The sequence below is a fragment of the Priestia endophytica DSM 13796 genome (assembly GCF_900115845.1).
Lineage (GTDB): Bacteria > Bacillota > Bacilli > Bacillales > Bacillaceae_H > Bacillus_I > Bacillus_I endophytica.
Window position 1 is genome coordinate 43420 of record NZ_FOXX01000012.1, and the last position, 19031, is coordinate 62450.

General features: G+C 36.8%; 15 protein-coding genes, 1 pseudogene and 1 riboswitch. Of the genes and pseudogenes, 8 read left to right on the forward strand and 8 right to left on the reverse strand.

Features of this window, described 5'->3' with window-relative positions:
* Positions 1-35 precede the first annotated feature (35 nt).
* The 4 genes from BM012_RS19305 to ahpC form a co-directional block, all read right to left on the reverse strand.
* Positions 36-800 carry a LytR/AlgR family response regulator transcription factor gene (locus BM012_RS19305; RefSeq protein WP_061804890.1) on the reverse strand — a complete coding sequence of 255 codons (765 nt, stop codon included), beginning with the start codon at positions 798-800 and terminating at the stop codon, positions 36-38.
* A complete protein-coding gene (locus BM012_RS19310) occupies positions 797-2455 on the reverse strand; it encodes a sensor histidine kinase (RefSeq protein WP_082802600.1) in 1659 nt (552 codons plus the stop codon). Before BM012_RS19310 ends, BM012_RS19305 begins: the two co-directional genes overlap by 4 nt.
* A gap of 719 nt (positions 2456-3174) precedes the next feature.
* Positions 3175-4704 carry an alkyl hydroperoxide reductase subunit F gene (ahpF, locus tag BM012_RS19315; protein WP_061804889.1) on the reverse strand — a complete coding sequence of 510 codons (1530 nt, stop codon included), beginning with the start codon at positions 4702-4704 and terminating at the stop codon, positions 3175-3177.
* A 15-nt stretch (positions 4705-4719) separates the two neighbouring features.
* Positions 4720-5283, reverse strand: a complete 564-nt coding sequence (gene ahpC / locus BM012_RS19320; protein ID WP_019394697.1) for an alkyl hydroperoxide reductase subunit C — start codon at positions 5281-5283, stop codon at positions 4720-4722.
* 505 nt (positions 5284-5788) lie between these two features.
* Positions 5789-5869: riboswitch (glycine riboswitch) on the forward strand.
* Positions 5870-6028: 159 nt separating this feature from the next.
* Here ahpC and BM012_RS19325 point away from each other — a divergent pair.
* The gene (locus BM012_RS19325) at positions 6029-7381 is read left to right on the forward strand and encodes an amino acid permease (RefSeq protein WP_061804888.1); all 1353 of its coding nucleotides are present in this window, start codon (positions 6029-6031) and stop codon (positions 7379-7381) included.
* A 210-nt stretch (positions 7382-7591) separates the two neighbouring features.
* Positions 7592-7921 (forward strand): annotated as a pseudogene (locus BM012_RS19330) (zinc ribbon domain-containing protein YjdM); the annotation flags it as partial.
* 122 nt (positions 7922-8043) lie between these two features.
* On the opposite strand, the gene BM012_RS19335 reads toward BM012_RS19330, so the two are convergent.
* A complete protein-coding gene (locus tag BM012_RS19335) occupies positions 8044-8925 on the reverse strand; it encodes a sugar phosphate isomerase/epimerase family protein (RefSeq protein WP_061804887.1) in 882 nt (293 codons plus the stop codon).
* Between the two features lie 129 nt (positions 8926-9054).
* On the opposite strand from BM012_RS19335, the gene BM012_RS19340 reads away from it, so the two are divergent.
* Positions 9055-9870 carry a helix-turn-helix domain-containing protein gene (locus tag BM012_RS19340; RefSeq protein WP_061804886.1) on the forward strand — a complete coding sequence of 272 codons (816 nt, stop codon included), beginning with the start codon at positions 9055-9057 and terminating at the stop codon, positions 9868-9870.
* Here BM012_RS19340 and iolG read toward each other — a convergent pair.
* The 3 genes from iolG to BM012_RS19355 all read right to left on the reverse strand — a co-directional run bounded on the left by iolG (position 9854) and on the right by BM012_RS19355 (position 12879).
* Entirely contained in the window at positions 9854-10897 is a 1044-nt protein-coding gene (gene iolG / locus BM012_RS19345; RefSeq protein ID WP_061804885.1) for an inositol 2-dehydrogenase, read from the reverse strand. The genes BM012_RS19340 and iolG overlap by 17 nt on opposite strands.
* Positions 10898-11121: 224 nt before the next feature.
* Complete coding sequence (locus BM012_RS19350; RefSeq protein WP_061804884.1) at positions 11122-11964, reverse strand: alpha/beta fold hydrolase; 843 nt, start codon at positions 11962-11964, stop codon at positions 11122-11124.
* A 195-nt stretch (positions 11965-12159) separates the two neighbouring features.
* Entirely contained in the window at positions 12160-12879 is a 720-nt protein-coding gene (locus BM012_RS19355; protein ID WP_061804883.1) for a 3-ketoacyl-ACP reductase, read from the reverse strand.
* Positions 12880-13084: 205 nt separating this feature from the next.
* Between BM012_RS19355 and BM012_RS19360 the strand changes: the two genes are divergently transcribed.
* The 5 genes from BM012_RS19360 (at position 13085) to BM012_RS19380 (ending at position 18921) form a co-directional block, all read left to right on the forward strand.
* On the forward strand, positions 13085-14194 hold the full coding sequence (locus BM012_RS19360) for a CdaR family transcriptional regulator (RefSeq protein WP_061804882.1): 1110 nt from the start codon (positions 13085-13087) through the stop codon (positions 14192-14194).
* A gap of 127 nt (positions 14195-14321) precedes the next feature.
* Positions 14322-15590, forward strand: a complete 1269-nt coding sequence (locus BM012_RS19365; protein ID WP_061804881.1) for a GntP family permease — start codon at positions 14322-14324, stop codon at positions 15588-15590.
* Between the two features lie 42 nt (positions 15591-15632).
* Entirely contained in the window at positions 15633-16790 is a 1158-nt protein-coding gene (locus BM012_RS19370) for a glycerate kinase (RefSeq protein WP_061804880.1), read from the forward strand.
* Positions 16791-17077: 287 nt separating this feature from the next.
* Positions 17078-18289 carry a sensor histidine kinase gene (locus BM012_RS19375; RefSeq protein WP_061804879.1) on the forward strand — a complete coding sequence of 404 codons (1212 nt, stop codon included), beginning with the start codon at positions 17078-17080 and terminating at the stop codon, positions 18287-18289.
* On the forward strand, positions 18286-18921 hold the full coding sequence (locus BM012_RS19380; RefSeq protein WP_061804878.1) for a response regulator transcription factor: 636 nt from the start codon (positions 18286-18288) through the stop codon (positions 18919-18921). Before BM012_RS19375 ends, BM012_RS19380 begins: the two co-directional genes overlap by 4 nt.
* The last annotated feature ends 110 nt before the right edge of the window (positions 18922-19031 follow it).

The following is a 19031-nucleotide window of genomic DNA, read 5'->3' on the forward strand; positions in this document are numbered from 1 at the left end:
AGAACCAAATGCTTAAAGAATGGAATGAATTGCAGTTAAAATCGCATAATTTGTCGAAACTCTTTTACTTTGCTCCGGCTTACAGGAATCTCAGCATTAAAGTCCTTAAGGTGAATCATATAGGTTTGGTTAAACCAAGGGACGATTTCACGGATTTTGGATAAATTCACTGTATAAGAGCGATGACAGCGAAAAAAAAGGTTCTGAGGAAGAGTAGAATGGAACTCTGTTATACTCATTGGCATCGTATATTCTTCATGAAATGTATAGACCAGTGTTACCTTTTCGCTCGCCAGCGCGTAATAAATATCATTCACGTCTGTAACGATTATTTTATCGTTTTTTCGCAAGTTTACTCGGCCATCCGTTCCTAAGACTTTAACTGAATCATTTTTTTGGAAAGATAACTCCTCTTCTTTATCTGTTTGATTTAGCTCACGTAAAAAAGCAGATTCGAGCTTATGCAACATAGCAGCAATTCGCTTCTCATCATATGGCTTAAGGATATAATCAAAGGCTTCAAATTCAAATGCCTGGGCTGCATGCTCTTTGTATGCTGTTGTAAAAATAATATAGGGTTTTTTTGCAAACTTACTTATATTGCTTGCCAGCAGCATCCCATCGAGGGATGGAATGTTGATATCAAGAAAAATAGCATCTGTGTCATTTTCTTGTAAAAATTTTAGGACATCTAATCCATCTTCAAAGCAATTAGTCACTTGTATGCTGCTATGTGTTTCAATAAGATATTTTAATTCTTCTCTTGCAGGAAATTCGTCCTCAACAATGATCGCTTTCATTTTTTCTCCTTTACAATATCAAAATAAACTTCAGTACCCGGAGATAATCTTTTGATGATTAGTCCTTTGCCATAAATCAATTTAACACGTTGATGTACATTATATAATCCGATTTTATTTGCAGGAACATCATCTCGGTACAAATTCTCTATCACCTCATCTGCTATCCCAGTTCCCGTATCCTTTACGCTAATCCGGACTTTATCACCCAGATCATTAACAGCAATTTTCACAGTACCAGGACCCTTTGGTAGTATGCCATGAATAATTGCATTTTCGACCAGTGGCTGAATAAGCAGACTTGGAAGTTTTATGTTTACTTTTTCAATATTATATTCCACCTGAAGTTTAGAACCAAAACGAGCCTGTTCAATTTCAACATAATCGTGAACCTGTTTTAATGCGTCGTGAATATCAATAAATTCATCGCTTAACTCCAGATTGTATCGCATATAGCTTGATAAAGTAACAATCAATTCGCGGGCTTTTTCTGGATTGTGCCGGGTTGTTGACGCAATAGCATTCAGGGCATTGAAGAGAAAATGCGGGTTGATTTTTGTTTGCAGTGCCTTTAGTTCTGCTTTGTTGGCTGCCTCCTTAATCTGTTCAACTCGGGATATCTCCATAAGATTGGAAATAATTTGTGACAAACCAATTGCCATCGTTTGCAAAGAATAGGTCATTTTGGAAGCTTTGCGATAATAAATTTTGAGAGATCCCGTGACTTCTCCCCGCTCTTCAAACGGCATGATGAGTAGGGACTGAATTTCAGGAGTTTGTTGATCAGCCACATGGTTTCTAATCGTGATTTCCCCGCTACGGATTGCTGCTTTCGTTAGATCACTGATGATTTCTTGTCCAATCTTATACCGTTCTTCACCAAAGCCGACATAAGCAAGGACAGTTTCTGTATCGGTTATAGCCACTGCATCAGCGTGGATTTGGTCTTTAATAATTGCGCAAATTTTGTTCAAAGATTCTGTATTGATCGAACGAAAATAAGGCAATGTTTTATTGGCAATGTCCAAGGCTAACTTTGCTTGTTTAGCAGCAATCATTTCCTTTTCATCTTCCACACTCATGACCAATAAAACAATCAAGCCGATACTGACTTCACCTGCAATCATTGGAAAACCAATTTTTGATACAATATCTAGGCCAAGTTTAAAGGGTTCTGCCATAGCAAGTATCAATAGCATAGTAAGGACTTCGCAGCCCATACCTGCGATAATCCCATAAATCCAACGCTGTGTTTTTTTTATTTTAAGGTTAATAAACCCGGATGCTATCCCAGCAATAATACTTGTAATCAGGCATGGAACGGATGTTACGCCACCGATATCAATTAAAAAACGATGCACACCTGAAACAATTCCGGTAATGATCCCTACCCATGGCCCAAATAATATGCCCCCGGACATGATAGCGATAATTCTTACATTAACTAAAGAACCTTCTACTTTAATTCCAGAATAGGTTCCAAAAATCGCAAATAAACAAAAGATAAGAGTGATGATAATCTTCTCCGAAAGTGAGTGTTGTTCTTTATGGAGAGATTCTTTAAACTTGGGAACTCTTGTTAAAAAAAACAAGCAAATTAATAATAGTGCCGCTCGTTCAAAAACTTGGATTAGCATTTCTAATGATGAATTCATCTTAAGTTCCTTTCCAAAGGGGTATATATCGCATAGTTTTAGTATAGTACTATACTAAACAAGAAAGCATAGGTTTTTATTTAAAATAAAGTGGAAGGGGATATGACTGCAACGAAAAAAATGTATGTATTAAACTTAAGTTTCCAATAAAGTGATTGGATGGGATACTGTATTAAGTATGTCGATGCTTTAATTTGATTTTCTAAAGGAAGAAGGAAGAATTAATTCCCTATTCATTGTTATATCAAATAAAGAATTGAATTGAAACCTCATTAAGGTGCGTTACAGTGAACCGTACCATAAATAGGTGTGGTTTTTACTATTTTATAAAAGCATCAAGTAACCAAATTCAGAAAGCAGCTGTTTTTGGGCTTTAATACCTTAAGTTCCCGTTACTGTTGCTCCTTTAAAAATATTTTGGCTTGTAAAATGAAAATGATAGGGGATGACGGACTATATCTTTTGTATTGAATTTTTCTATCATAAGCTGTTTTGAATATAATAAATAACTAAAAATAAAGAATAATGAAAAAAAGAAAGTCACTATCCTGCCTAGTTAGATAGAATAGTGACTTTCTGAAAGAAAAAATGTTAAAATTGTTTATGGTAAGTTGATGTATCTCAGTCTAACAGGTTTTTTACGGCATTTATAAATGTTGGAGGCATTTATAAATATCAAAAGAACCGTTAGACTAGGATCTCACTAGTTAAGTTCTAAATTAATTTCGAATGAGATAATCAAATGCACCCAAGGCTGCCGTTGAACCTGACCCCATGGAAATAATGATTTGGTTATAGGCGCTATCTGTACAATCTCCTGCTGCAAACACTCCAGGAATTGTAGTAGCTCCACGCTTATCAACAACGATTTCCCCGATGCGATTACGCTCAATTGTACCCTCTAACCATTCAGTATTTGGCACAAGCCCGATTTGGACAAACACACCTTGTAATTCAACATGATGTTCTTCATTTGTCTCACGATCAGTGTACGTAATACCAGTTACATTGTCAGTACCCGTAATTTCTTGAGTAGCAGCGTTTGTTACGACTGTTACGTTTGGCAGGCTGTTAAGACGCTCTTGAAGAACTTGGTCTGCTTTTAACTCTGATGCAAATTCAAGAACTGTAACATGTTTCACAATTCCTGCGAGATCAATTGCTGCTTCAACACCAGAGTTACCGCCACCGATAACCGCTACGTCTTTTCCTGCAAACAATGGACCATCACAATGAGGGCAGTACGCAACTCCTTTGTTTTTAAGTTCTTGTTCGCCAGGAACGTTAACATTTCGCCAACGAGCACCTGTTGAAATAATGACAGATTTACTCTTAAGAACAGCACCGTTTTCAAGTTCAATTTCAAAAAGATCTTTCTTTTCTAAACGTTTAGCACGCTGTAGATCTATCACGTCAATATTATACTCTTTTACATGTTCTTCAAGAGCCTGTGCAAGTTTAGGTCCTTCAGTAGCTTTTACACTGATAAAGTTCTCAATACTTAGTGTGTCAAGGATCTGTCCACCAAAGCGTTCAGCAACGATTCCTGTACGGATACCTTTACGTGCTGCATAGATGGCTGCACTTGCTCCAGCTGGTCCACCACCAACGACAAGGACATCATATGGATCTTTGTCTGCTAAATCCTCTGCACTTAAACCTTCACCTAATTTAGCAATAATTTCTTGAAGTGAAATACGCCCTCCGTTCCAGAATTCCCCATTTAGGAAGACGGCTGGTACGGCCATAACATTTTTACTTTCCACTTCTTCTTTAAATGCAGCTCCATCAATCATTGTGTGCGTAATGTTAGGGTTAAGCACACTCATAATGTTTAGTGCTTGCACAACGTCAGGGCAGTTATGGCAAGTTAGGCTGACATAAGTTTCAAAGTGATATTCACCATCAATCTTTTTAATTTGATCAATTACACTTTGATCAATTTTTGGAGCTCGTCCACTAACTTGTAGTAGAGCCAATACTAAAGAAGTGAATTCGTGTCCTAAAGGTACACCAGCAAAAGTGATGCCAGTCTCTTCGCCAACACGGTTGATACTAAAGCTTGGTGTTCTATTTAATTCTACTTTTTCGACAGTGATTTTAGATGACATGGAAGCTAGCTCATCAACAAGAGCTAGCATTTCCTTTGATACGTCATCTGAACCTACACTGACCTTAAGCAGAATATTCTCTTCTAATAGTTGAAGATACTGATTTAATTGTGATTTAATTTCTGCATCAAGTGCCATTTATAATCGCTCTCCTTAAATTTTGCCTACAAGGTCAAGGCTTGGCTTAAGTGTTTCTCCGCCTTCTTGCCATTTAGCAGGACAAACTTCACCTGGGTTGTTGCGAACATATTGTGCTGCTTTAATTTTATTGATAAGCGTGCTTGCATCACGACCAATGCCATCTGCGTTGATCTCAACAGCTTGGATAACACCGTCAGGATCAAGGATGAAAGTACCACGGTCAGCTTGACCTAGTTCTTCAATAAATACGTCAAATTGGCGAGAAAGGATATGTGCAGGATCACCAATCATAGTATAAGTAATTTTACCAATTGCTTCTGATGAATCGTGCCATGCTTTATGTGTAAAATGAGAATCTCTTGAAACAGAGAATACTTCAACTCCTAATTCTTGAAGGGCAGGGTATTGTTCTTGAAGATCTTCAAGCTCAGTTGGGCAAACGAAAGTGAAATCTGCTGGGTAAAAACAAACAACACTCCACTGACCTTTTAGATTTTCTTCTGTAACTTCGATAAATTCACCGTTTTTATAAGCTTGTGCTGTAAATGGTTGTACTTCTTTTCCGATTAGAGACATAATTAAAATTCCTCCTAGATTTACTATTTAATTATTATAGAGAGTTTGTTCAGTGACTTTGTAAACCTCATATAATAATTATTAATTTATACTAATTATTATATAGAATTGAATACTATTGTCAATTAAAATGCTGTGATTATTTTAAATAAATATTTTGTACGATTTGGAGATTGATATATTCGTATTCTACTAGTCATTCTTTATAACATAAAATAAATAGAGAACATATGAGGAGAAACGGGAGTTATATGCTTTATAAGAAGTAGAAATCTATAAACTGCTGATTAAATAGGTATGTTGAGTCATACTATAAAGTAACATTTGTTTTTTATTGAATGATTTCTATCTTCTTATTTCGGGGAGATTAAATAAATGAGATTCAGCCTTGTTATTGACAAAACATATAACTAACATTAGAATAAAAAACTATTCGACAGTAATTATACCTATCCAAAAATTTAATAAATAGAAAGCTATGATTGCTATGGGTCACACTATAGCAGGAGCAGCTTCTGGAGAGACCGCAGAAATTTTGCGGCGCCGAAGGGTTCACAATCTCAGGCAAAAGGACAGAAGAGTACCGGATATTTATTTGTTATGCTGATAATAGTTAGCATAATAGATATTATTTGTTATTCTTATGATCAAGAGATTGGAGGCCATCCAATCTCTTTTTTTATTGGGTTAATTTATTATTCACAGTTTCACATGGAATTTCATTAATTTTAAGGAGGAGTTAGGTTTGGCACAACAAGGATTGAAGAGAGATTTATCGAATCGTCATGTTCAACTCATCGCAATTGGAGGCACCATTGGTACTGGACTATTCTTAGGATCTGGTAAAGCCATACAATTGGCAGGACCCTCTATTATCTTTGCCTATTTAATCGTAGGTATTGCCCTCTTTTTTGTTATGAGGGCGCTAGGGGAACTGTTATTATCTAAAGCAGGTTATCAATCTTTAACAGATATTGCAGAAGAATATCTTGGACCTTCGGCATCGTTTGTGACTGGATGGACATATTGGTTTTGTTGGATTATGACAGCAATGGCTGATGTTATTGCTGTTGGTGTATACGTGCAATATTGGTTTGATATCCCGCAATGGATACCTGCACTCATCTGCGTAATCATTTTGTTAGGACTCAATCTATTAACTGTGAAACTTTTTGGAGAATTGGAGTTTTGGTTTGCTTTAATCAAAGTAATTACTATTCTTGTATTAATTAGCGTTGGAATTATTTTGCTAGTGATGGGATTCAAGACAGATACAGGACCAGTTACGATTAAAAATCTTTGGGAACATGGAGGGGTTTTTCCGAATGGAATTTCAGGTTTCCTACTTTCATTTCAAATGGTTATATTCGCATATGTTGGTGTGGAATTAGTAGGTGTATCGGCAGCAGAAACATCTAATCCACAGAAAAATATCCCATCAGCAATTAATAAAATTCCTCTAAGAATTTTATTCTTCTATGTTGGTGCACTTATTGTCTTATTATGTATTAATCCATGGATGGAACTAAATGCAGCAGAAAGTCCTTTTGTTAAGACGTTTAGTTTGATTGGTATTCCGATTGCCGCAGGAATCATTAATTTTGTTGTATTAACTTCAGCCGCTTCGGCTTGTAATAGTGGAATGTTTTCAACGAGCCGGACGTTATATAGTTTAAGTACTAATGGCCAAGGTCCATCGAATCTTACAAAATTGAATAAAAACCATGTACCAGGTAACGCGTTATTAATATCTACGCTTGTCATCTCGGTGGGAGCTCTTTTAAGCAAACTTATACCGGAACAAGCTTTTGGAATTGTGACAACTATTAGTGCCATTTGTTTTATGTGGGTTTGGAGTGTTATTCTTATTTGTCATTTAAGATATAAGAAAACACGTCTACAATTACATTCAAAGTCAACATTCAAAGCGCCATTAACCCCATTTATAAATTATGTTGTCCTAACGTTGTTTGCTATAATTCTTATTATTATGCTGTTCTCTAAAGAAACACGTCCAGCCTTATTGTTGACACCGGTATGGTTTATTCTATTATTTATTTTATATTGGGCTAGAAGGAAAAGGGAGAAAAATAGCTAAATATGAGTATAGAATTAACAATGGTAACTGTTAGACCGTCGTTGTAATAAGTATTAACAAACCTCTCGTACATCTGTTAGGACAAACTGCATCAAAAATGGATAGGGATTTATAAATACATCTTTCTTCTTAGAAGAAAGATGTATTTATAAAATATAATTTTTCATCTGTCAATTTTAAAAGGATGAAATGAGAACGCTGAGTAATTAACCTAATTGCCCACGATGCAACTCTGTATACACATATGAAGATGGGACACTTTTAGTTTGCCCAGAATGTGGACATGAATGGGCATTAAATCAGGAGACAGAATATGATGAGGAACAGAGGATTATCAAAGATGTGAATGGAAATGTTCTGAACGATGGAGATACGATTACAGTCATTAAAGATCTTAAAGTAAAAGGAAGTTCATCTGTTCTTAAACAAGGTACTAAAGTAAAAAATATTCGTTTGATTAATGGTGATCATGATATTGATTGCAAAATTAGTGGTTTTGGTGCTATGAAATTAAAGTCTGAATTTATTAAAAAAATATAGATATACATTTGTTATAATACTGTATTATTTATGATTTTTTTCAGGTGATTAAACTTTAGGAATGGAGAAAGCTCCTTGTTTAGCAAGGAGCTTTTTTATATGTTCTTTGGGCTCCAAAGGTGTTAATAAGAAACCCTAGATAATTCCCAATACTTTTCTACATGAGCACGAGTAACCTTTGCTGCTGTCTTTACGTTCTCTTCCTGAGTTAACTCATAATACTCTGGGCGAAAAACTTCAACAGTGCAGCAATTACCTTTAAATCCAATTTTCTTGAGAGTATCTGCAAAACGTTGATGATCTAAACAACCTTGAGAATCTCCAGGCCAAAGTCGCTTTTCATCAGTGTTGTATGGTGCACCACAAGGAAGGTCTTCTGTATCATTCACATGCCATACAAAAATTTTCTTTCCATCTGCTTTTTCTAGGGTAGACCAATCAGAGGCCATTGCATGGAAATGGTATTGATCTAGCGTGACGCCAACAAGAGGAGAGTCTACTTCTTGTACAATGGTATATGCATCATCAAAACGATTGATGGTCATGCCTGGGCTACCACAGAATTCAATAGATAGTTTTATGCCATAAGGCTCCACCTTTTTCACCATTTCTTTTAAGGTGGCAACTGCATCTTCCCGAATCTCTGCTCTTGTAGCATGTACAGAGATGTTTTCATTAGGTACGGCAACAATCATTTTACAGTCTAAGACTAGGCATCGACGAATAATTTCATCTAACTGAGCCATAACTTCATCTTTTTCCTCTTGAGTTTGGCTCATATTAAACGGTTTTAATGCATTGTAAGAAAGCATGCTTAGACGATGAGACTTAAACCATTCCCCTAATTGCTCAATTGTCACTTTTCCAGCTTCAAGATCACGGTCTAGACATTCAGATTGAATATCAATGTAATCAAAACCATACTTCTCACATAATTCTAGATCTTCTAAAACAGAATGGTTTTTACAAAAGCGATTGCATCCTTCATTAAAGCCAATTTTCATCTCGTTTTCCTCCTATAAATCACCTATAATGGTTTTATTAATGGACAGACAGGGGGGAGTATCATCATTCCATACGTTTCCTTCAAATCTAATGATAAGAGTGCCATTGCTTTAGAAGTTTTTCACACCATGAAATCTGTGTCCCTTCATCGTCATGACTTTCAAGAATTTGTTCTTATTACAAAAGGATCTTGTATTCATCAGTTCAAAGATTTTTCAATGCCTTTAATTCCAGGAGATGTATTTCTTGTTCCTCCACATGAGAAACATGCTTATAACATTGAGACACCAGTCAGTATGTATAACTGTCAGTTCTATCCTGATCAAATTGCAGATTGGTGGAATGAGCAGTTTGGTAGTATGCTCAGCAACTTATCTATGCCTGAAGATGATAGTCCAATCTATCCAGCAGATTTAAATCGTCAACATATTATTCATCTCTCTGTGCAGGATGCCAAACGTGTTGAGATGATGATGGATATCATGCTGAAAGAGCAAATAGAACAAGGTTTTGCTTTTCAGCAAGTGAAGCAAGATTACTTAAATATCATTCTTATTATCATTTCTCGTGCACGTCTCCAGCAGTATGCTAGCAACCCAAAAAAAGAACATTTATCTCAAGATATTGTGATAGCCTCTCAACAATTTATTGAAGAAAATCTAGCTGAACAAATCAATTTTTCTGATTATGCATGCACAAATAGTGTTAGCCCCGGTTATTTTCGAGCAATTTTTAAAGCTGCAACAGGGCTTCCGCCTGTAGAATATCTAAATCGATTGCGTATTGTGCGTGCTATTGAATATCTGAAAGATCAAACGATGCCGATAAGTGATGTAGCCGCTGCTGTAGGAATTTATGATGCAAATTATTTTTCACGTCTTTTTCGCAAATTTATAGGCTATTCTCCAAGAGAGTTTCGAAACAGAGTTAAAGAGGAACTGTAAGAAATTTTTCTTCAATCTCGGATAATTTGACACAACGTCCTTCTGTAAGAGAAAGTTCAGTAGCCTTTGCAATTAAAACTGGCATCAGGCCATCCATGCCTTTCACAAGTGTTTCTTCGTCATTAAGAATTGATTGGATAAAGGCTTGCTCTTCTGAAATAAAAGCATTATTATAGCGTTCTAGAAAGAACCACATTGGCTTAGCGCTTGTTACCCCTTCAGGCGTGCTAATTGTCGCCGTATTATCTAAGTCGTTGTAGACTTGGACACAACCACCTGCACAATGTACTTCAGTGCGTTGGTCATAGCCATAACCAGCTTTGCGGCTATTATCAATTACGCCGAGAGCGCCATTTGTGAACTTCAGCATAACAATAGCAGTATCTATATCGTTATATTCTTTAAATTTTTCATCAATAAGTACATCTCCATAAGCTGTAACTTCAGTAACTTCACTGCCTGATAGATAACGGACCATATCAAAATCATGAATCATCATATCCATAAAAAGACCACCTGATCCTTTTACATAATCCATTGTAGGCGGCACTGGATCACGAGAGGTTACTTTGACAATATGAGGATCACCAAGTTTTCCAGAAGCAACCGTATCATGTACTACCTTATGGTTATGATCAAAGCGACGTACAAAGCCAACTTGTAGTTTTACCCCTGCTTTTTCAACAGCGTCTAGGGCTCTTTGAATAGTAGCAACATCATAATGAATAGGTTTTTCACAAAAGATATGCTTGCCTGCTTGGGCTGCTTGGATAATATAATCTGCATGAGTATCTGTAGCAGAGCAAATAAATACTGCATCAATTGATAAGTCTTCAAAAATGGCATCAGCATTCTTGTAACAATTTTCTACTCCAAGGTTTTTTGCCCAAGCGTATGTTGTGTCATTAAGGAATGGGTCAGCAATAGAAACTAGTTCTGCGTTTGGCACAGATCTTACTAGGTTTTTACCATGTAGTTGACCAATTCGTCCTGCTCCAATCAATCCGATTCGTACTTTTTTGCTCATATCATTTTCTCCTTAAGTTCAATTTTTGTTTGCGCTTACAATATAGCATGCAAAATGATGATCCTAATAGAAGAAAACAAATGAATATTAGCACAAAACGTAGATGGAATGAGTTTTTTAGATAAGAACTTACGTTTTAGTTTAACATCCAAATTTTTAATAACTTTAAACGAAAGAGAGAAAGCCATGATTTATGGCTTTCTCTCTTCTGTTCTTCATATATTTTACTTTTCTTTATTTAGAAAGTTTACAAGTACCTTATTAAACTCCTCGGCATGTGTTGCATTCAATCCATGTGGTCCACCTTTAATAAGAGCTAGTTCACTGTTTTCGATTGATTCATGAGAAAGTTTTCCGCTTACTTCAAATGGAACGATAGAATCTGCATCACCATGAATAATCAACGTGGGAATGTTCATTTTCTTTAAATCATTTCGGAAGTCTGTTTTTCCAAAAGCAGAGATGCAATCTAATGTGCCTTTTGGTGAAGCGAAAGCAGCAATATCTTTGCTGTATAGACGGAATGATTCACTTACAAGGTCTTTTTGATCTCCTGCAGAGAAGAAATTTTTTGTAAAGTCTTCAAGGAATGCAAGGCGATCTTGTTTCACTCCATTTTCAAATTCTTCGATTGTTGCATCATCAAGCCCACCTTCAGGATGATCGTCAGTTTTGTAAAGGTAAGGAGGAACAGCTCCTGCTAGAACAGCCTTTTCGATTCGCTCTGCTCCGTAGGTTCCAATATAGCGAGCTACTTCACCACCACCCATTGAGAATCCAACAAGCGTAACATCGTAAAGGTCAAGGCGCTCAAGAAGTTTGTTAAGGTCAGCAGCTAGTGTATCATATTCATAACCTTCATATGGTTGAGAGGAATTTCCGAAACCTCTACGGTCATATGTAATCACACGATAACCGGCTTCAATTAAAGCAGGAACTTGAAATTCCCACGAACGTCCACTTAAAGGCCAGCCGTGAATAAGAACTACAGGTTTTCCACTCCCATAATCTTCATAATACAGTTCAATTGGACTTCCATTCTCTTCTCCTACCGTAACTTTTGCCATTCTCAATTCCTCCTCGATAAATATGTGAGATTTATGGTTTTGTACATGAATTACAGTTTATAAAATGAGCTTTCTTCTTTATATACTTCTCGCTCACGGGGAGTTTTAAACGTTGTTAGACTCCTAGAAGGTATATTCCATAATAAAAAAAGCAGCAGGAATCTAATGTTCCTTCTGCTTTTTTTGTTTCACATATTAAGATGGGTTTGTAGACCATAAACCAGCTGTTTTCATAACAACTCTTGGATGAAGTTTCAATCCTGCAACTAGAATATCAGCTAAATCTTCTGGTTTGATCATTGTCTCAGGATCATTATTAATAAGGCCAATCTCCTTTGCCATATCTGTTGCAACAGTACTTGGTGTAAGAGCTGTAACACGAATATTATGTTTTCTTACTTCAAGCATAAGAGATTCTGTTAAACCTAGAACACCAAATTTAGAAGCGCTATAAGCACTTGTAGCAGGCGCACCTTTTTGGCCAGCTGTTGAAGCAATATTTACAATGTCTCCCGTTTTTCGTTCAATCATTTCAGGGAGCACTGCGCGCGTTACATTGTAAACGCCCATTAAGTTGACGCGGATAATGTTTTCCCATTCTTGTGGATCTAGGTCAAGGAATCCACCGAATTTTGAGATTCCTGCGTTGTTTACAAGGATATCAATTGCGCCTAGGTCTGATTTAATATGCTCAACAGCATGTTCTACAGCTTCAAGCTCAACAACGTCTGCTGTTGCTGCTGAAACTTTAATATCATACTCTGCAAGTTCAGCACTCACTTTTTCAAGGTTTTCAATTGAGCGTCCGATTAAACCTATATTTACGCCTTCTTTAGCTAAAGCAATAGCAGTAGAGCGTCCAATGCCTCTACCTCCGCCTGTGATAATGGCTGTTTTTCCTTTTAATGAGATCATGGTATCATTCCTTCTTATTCATTTGAGACATCGATTATAAAAGACTGCTGTGCTTTTTACAACTTTTGCGCCTTGCCTCTGTGCCGTTTTATAGGATGTGCTAAAGAAATAGGGATTAAACATCTCTCTAAACTTCTATGTTCTTTTTATTTATTGTTTCTCCTCTATATGGTAGATTGAAGAAAAAATGAAGGGAGGGAAATCGATGCTGTTTCTAACCCATGAATTAGCACAAGAGATTGTAGAGCGAACAATGAAAATTTTAAATCAAAATATTAACGTGATGAACAGTGATGGAATTATTATTGGTTCTGGTGATCAAACCCGAATTAATCAGCTTCATGCTGGAGCTTTACTTGTTCTAAAGAATGAAGAAAGCATTGAGTTAGATCAAGTGAAAGCATCAGAAATGAAAGGATCAAAGCCAGGCATTAACCTCCCCATCTATTTTAATAATCAGCCTGTTGGAGTGATTGGGATTACAGGGGAACCCCATGAAATTCAAAACTATGCTCAGCTTGTTAAAATGGCAGCTGAACTTGTATTGGAGCAGTCTGTTTTATTAGACCGAGTGCAGTGGAAGGAAAGGTTGCAAAGTGAAATTGTGAACCAACTTATCTCAGGAATGCAAATGAATGAAAAAGGAATAAGAGAGCGTTTAGAATTCCTCGGCGTAACCCTTAGTAAATCAAGAGTAGCAGTGGTACTTAAACAATCAACTAGAATAGACTTTTCTAATCATAAAATCATTCGCGCACTTCGCTATGAATTGTCCCAAGAAGACCTAATTGGAGTTGCGATTAATGATGACATTATTATACTGAAGAATGTCATTAACGAGACAGATTTTAGGAGCTGGCTCTCTCTATTTGAAAAGTGGATAAAGAAATATGACAATAGACTTGTAATAGGGACAGGATTTGTTGTGGATGATTTGCTGGATATGAAATCTTCCTTTTATTATGCAAAAAAGGCAATTGAAATTGGTCAGAAGCTCCAGCCGGAAAAGTGCTTTTATCACTATGAAGAGTACCAGCTTGAAATTTCATTATCACAGCTTACAAGTAGTAAGGAAATGTTCCATTTTTATCATAGACTGATTGAACATGATAAAAATGGAGAGCTGATTAAAACACTAGAGATATACATAGAAGAGAGTGGAGAACTAAATAAAGTAGCCCAGCGCCTATTTATTCACCGCAATACATTAAGGTACCGACTTGAACGGATTTTAACCATAACAGGAAAAGATCCAAAAAACATGAAAGATGTTATGGAACTGTATATAGCAAAACTTTTAAATGATCTTACATAACTGTGCAAATGCACAATAATTAAGGTGAGATTTTGTTCGTATTTCATCACTCTTCACAATGATACTCATTTAGTAAACGCTTACAATGTAAATAACATCCGTTAGAAAGAAGGGGAAGGGAGTTTTAATGGATATGACAGTAAGCGTATGGGGAGCAATTAGTGCCTTAATTATTGCAATTGTTTTAATCTTAAAGAGAGTACCTCCAGCATATGGAATGGTAGCTGGTGCATTAATTGGCGGACTAATTGGTGGAGTAAATATTACAAATACAGTTACATTGATGATGGAAGGAGCACAAGATATTATCTCAGCAGTGCTGAGGATTATGGCAGCAGGGGTTTTAGCAGGAGTGTTAATTGAATCAGGTGCTGCATCTTCGATTGCTAAAACCATTGTTAAAAAGCTAGGTGAAAAACGGGCACTGCTTGCTTTAGCATTAGCAACAACCATTTTGACAGCTGTTGGGGTTTTTGTTGATGTAGCAGTTATTACCGTTTCTCCCATTGCTCTAGCCATTGCAAAAAGAGCAAATTTATCGAAAACAGCAATCTTGCTCGCAATGATTGGAGGCGGGAAGGCAGGAAACATTATGTCACCAAACCCAAACGCGATTGCAGCTGCAGATGCCTTCAAGGTGCCTCTTACATCTGTTATGGTAGCAGGCGTTATTCCAGCTGTTTTTGGTCTAGTTATAACTTACATTTTAGCTAAAAAGTTGGCAAATAAAGGATCATTTGTTGAAAGTAAAGAAATTGAAATGAAAGACAACGCAAAAGCTCCGATCTTTATCACAGCTTTAGTTGCACCAATTGTTACGATTATTTTGTTAGCACTTCGCCCACTTTTTGGGATTAATATTGATCCAATGATTGCTTTACCAATTGGAGGGATTGTGGGCGCAATTGCGATGAGAAAATCTAAATATATTAATGCATATGCTATCTCTGGCTTAAATAAAATGTCAGGCGTAGCTATCATGCTATTAGGAACAGGAACATTAGCAGGTATTATTGCAAATTCAGAGTTGAAAGATGTTGTAACACAAGCTTTAAGTGCTTCAGGACTGCCTCCTTATTTACTAGCACCAGCCTCTGGGATTTTCATGTCAGCAGCAACTGCTTCCACAACAGCAGGAACAGCTGTAGCAAGTACTGTTTTTAGTAGCACAATTCTTGGATTGGGTGTATCGGCACTAGCAGGAGCAGCTATGGTGCATGCAGGAGCGACTGTTCTTGACCACTTGCCACATGGAAGTTTCTTTCACTCTACAGCGGGAAGTGTCAATATGAATATGAAAGAAAGGCTAAAGCTAATGCCTTATGAATCTCTAATTGGTCTCACGCTTGCCATTGTTTCTACCCTTATCTTTGGCGTGTTTAAATTGTTTGGATAGTTACGTATTGCGAAAAATAGATATGAAAAGGAGATGAATAAAATGAAAATTATCATTGCTCCTGACTCTTTTAAGGAAAGTTTATCTGCATTAGAGGCTGCTAATGCAATTGAAAAAGGATTTAGGGAAATATTTCCACAAGCTTCTTATGTAAAGCTTCCAATGGCTGACGGTGGGGAAGGAACAGTGCAATCGTTAGTTGATGCAACAGGGGGAACAATTGAGAAAAGAACGGTGACAGGTCCTTTAGGAGAGGAAGTAGAAGCTTTCTTTGGTTTAACAGGAGATAGAGAGACAGCCATCATTGAAATGGCGGCTGCATCTGGTCTACATCTTGTTCCAAATGAAAGACGAAACCCACTTATTACTTCAACAAGAGGAACAGGAGAATTAATAGAAGCTGCCTTTGATTTAGGTGTCAAACACATTATTATTGGCATTGGTGGAAGTGCAACAAATGACGGTGGAGCAGGTATGCTGCAAGCCTTAGGTGCTAAGCTATTAGATCAAGAAGGAAAAGAAATTGGTCTTGGCGGTGGGGCACTTTCAAAGCTTTCGACAATAGATCTAAAACACTTAGATGCACGAATTAAAGATGTTCAGATTGAAGTAGCGTGTGATGTAGATAGTCCTTTAACAGGAAAGAGAGGAGCATCGGCTGTCTTTGGTCCTCAAAAAGGTGCTACTCCTGAAATGATTGATATTCTGGACAATAACCTTGCGCATTTTGCCGATATTGCCGAAGAAATGTTGGGAATACCATTTCGAGAAGTTAAAGGAAGTGGGGCAGCAGGAGGAATTGGGGGGAGTTTGTTTGCTTTCCTGAACGCACAATTAAAAAGAGGGATTGATATTGTTTTAGATGCCGTAGACTTTGAAGAGCATGCAAAGAATGCAGACCTTATTATTACAGGAGAAGGAAGAATTGATAGTCAAACGATTTATGGCAAAACGCCGATTGGAGTAGCAAAAGCTGCTAAAAAATATGGGGTTCCTGTCATCGGATTCGCGGGTTCGCTCTCTGAAGATAGTGAGGTTGTGCATGAACATGGGATCGGTGCATTATTTACAATTGTTCCATGTGTAACATCCCTTTCTGATGCCATTGAAAATGCAGAAGGATATATGAAGAGAGCAGCGAGAAATGTTGCCGCTTCAATTAATATTATGAACTCTTTAACAATAAAAACCGTTGATTAAAGCCAAACAATGAACTTGTTTGGCTTCTTTATATAAGTTTACCTTTTTGTAGGGTGAGATGAACTAATCAGTTACAAACAGATATAGCCTCCATTCCTTTTTATGACTCTTAAAAAGGATTTTGAGGAATCTTAAGCAGAAGTACAATACTTTAACGTATTCTAAGTTTTTTAGTGAAGGATAGAACTTTAAGTGCTAGTTTGTGTACAGTATGATTAAGAAAAGGTTCATTTAAAATAAAGTAAGCAAATGGTAAGAATTATAGAGGAAAGAAAAAGGTGTAAATATTGAAAAAGGGAAATCAAGAATCAAAAATCCCCTATGAGTGGGATCAATTACCAGAGGCTAGAACCCCTGTTTTTATTTGGATCATATTAACTCACATAGCGACAATTACTCTTCAGACTGTAAGTGAACCATTACTATTAAATAGCTTAATATTTACAGTTTTAATTATCATTCATTTCTTGTTATATTCTTTTATTGGAAAAGTGAAATGGATGAAACCATGGATATATATTGTTATTCAAGGGGGAATCATTTTACTTTGCGGTTTTACAATGCCTCATGGATTTCCAGCTACCTTTGTTGGTTTGTATACTCTTTTGATAGGACAGAGTGTAGGGCTTTATTATCGAGCAAGCAAAGTATTCATGGTTTCGATATTTTCTATTTTATCCATGTCTTTCATGACCGTCTTGTTGGAACAGAGCCATGCCTTATTTACATATTTAATTATTATGATTCCTATGACTGTTAGTGTTGTTGGATATTCTGTTATGCTTTTTAGACAAGTTTATGCAAAAAGAGAACTTGAAGCATCTCTAAGAGAATTAGAAATGGCTCACGAAGAAGTGGAACAGCTTACAATTGCAAATGAACGTCAGCGCATGGCCCGGGATCTTCATGACACATTAGCGCAAGGATTAGCAGGACTTATTATGCAGCTCGAGGCAATCAATGCTCACCTTAATAGCGGTAATATTAAGCGAGGTCAAGAAGTTGTTCACCAAGCAATGGGACGAGTAAGAGAGGCTTTGGCAGATGCAAGAAGTGCAATTGATGACCTTCGTTCACATGGTAGTGAAAAAAGAAATTTAACAGAAAGCATCTGTGATGAAGTCAATCGCTTTAGAGAAGCAACAGGCGTTCCTTGTGAGCTTCAAATACCATCTATTCTTTCTCTTCCAACTCTTTTGACAGAGCACTGTCATCATATAGTTAGTGAGTCATTGATAAATATTGCTCGTCACGCGAGAGCAGAGTGTGTTTCAGTGAAAGTGGAAAAAGGAGCAGACAATATTCTATACTTAGAAATAAGAGATGATGGTACAGGATTTATGCAAGAGGAAATCAATAACAAAACAGGTCACTATGGTTTACTTGGTATGAGAGAGAGAGTTCGCATATTGAAAGGGGAGCTTATCATTCAAAGTCAACCACAAAAAGGAACTGTTATTAAAATAGAGATACCGATAGGAACAGGAGAATTACGGTGAAACATAAAATATTAATTGTTGATGATCACTTTGTTGTAAGAGAAGGATTGAAACTCATCCTTGAAACAAATGAAGAGTATGAAGTGATTGGTGAAGCTGAAGACGGAAGCAAAGCTCTTGAACTTGTGGATGAAGTGAATCCAGATGTAATCTTGATGGATTTAAACATGCCAAAGGTGAGTGGACTAGAAGCTATTCGAGAGCTAAATAAGCGACAATCAACAGTCCCTATTATCATTTTAACTACCTATAATGAAGATGAGTTAATGATGCAAGGATTATCATTAGGTGCGAAGGGTTACTTGCTTAAGGATACAACGCGTGAAAATCTGTTTCGAACAATTGAGTCTGCTTTAGGAGGAGAGACGCTACTACAACCAGAGATTACAACAAGAATATTCTCTTCTAACCATACTCCGTCTTTTTCTGAGCAGTCTATCTTAACACAAAGAGAGCTAGACGTTCTCAAACGTGTAGCTGATGGTAAAACAAGTAAAGCAATTGCTTTATATCTTAATATTTCAGAACGAACAGTAAAGTCCTATCTTACAAATATCTATACAAAACTCGATGTTACTTCAAGGTCACAAGCTGTAGCTGTTGCGATTGAGAAAGGTCTTCTTCATCGTTAAATAAGAAATTTGCCCAAACGTACATAGGGGGATGCCCTTATGTACGTTTTTTGTTTTCTCATTCTACATTAGGATAAGAAAGTATGAGGAAAAAGGTTGTAAAAAGAGAT

Excerpts from the sequence above, each read along its gene's own strand:
- BM012_RS19305 (WP_061804890.1), bottom strand. The coding sequence starts at position 800 with ATGAAAGCGATCATTGTTGAGGACGAATTTCCTGCAAGAGAAGAATTA.
- BM012_RS19340 (WP_061804886.1), top strand. The coding sequence starts at position 9,055 with ATGAAATCTGTGTCCCTTCATCGTCATGACTTTCAAGAATTTGTTCTT.
- iolG (WP_061804885.1), bottom strand. The coding sequence starts at position 10,897 with ATGAGCAAAAAAGTACGAATCGGATTGATTGGAGCAGGACGAATTGGT.
- BM012_RS19335 (WP_061804887.1), bottom strand. The coding sequence starts at position 8,925 with ATGAAAATTGGCTTTAATGAAGGATGCAATCGCTTTTGTAAAAACCAT.
- BM012_RS19350 (WP_061804884.1), bottom strand. The coding sequence starts at position 11,964 with ATGGCAAAAGTTACGGTAGGAGAAGAGAATGGAAGTCCAATTGAACTG.
- BM012_RS19365 (WP_061804881.1), top strand. The coding sequence starts at position 14,322 with ATGGATATGACAGTAAGCGTATGGGGAGCAATTAGTGCCTTAATTATT.
- BM012_RS19360 (WP_061804882.1), top strand. The coding sequence starts at position 13,085 with ATGCTGTTTCTAACCCATGAATTAGCACAAGAGATTGTAGAGCGAACA.
- ahpF (WP_061804889.1), bottom strand. The coding sequence starts at position 4,704 with ATGGCACTTGATGCAGAAATTAAATCACAATTAAATCAGTATCTTCAA.
- BM012_RS19370 (WP_061804880.1), top strand. The coding sequence starts at position 15,633 with ATGAAAATTATCATTGCTCCTGACTCTTTTAAGGAAAGTTTATCTGCA.
- ahpC (WP_019394697.1), bottom strand. The coding sequence starts at position 5,283 with ATGTCTCTAATCGGAAAAGAAGTACAACCATTTACAGCACAAGCTTAT.
- BM012_RS19355 (WP_061804883.1), bottom strand. The coding sequence starts at position 12,879 with ATGATCTCATTAAAAGGAAAAACAGCCATTATCACAGGCGGAGGTAGA.
- BM012_RS19310 (WP_082802600.1), bottom strand. The coding sequence starts at position 2,455 with ATGAATTCATCATTAGAAATGCTAATCCAAGTTTTTGAACGAGCGGCA.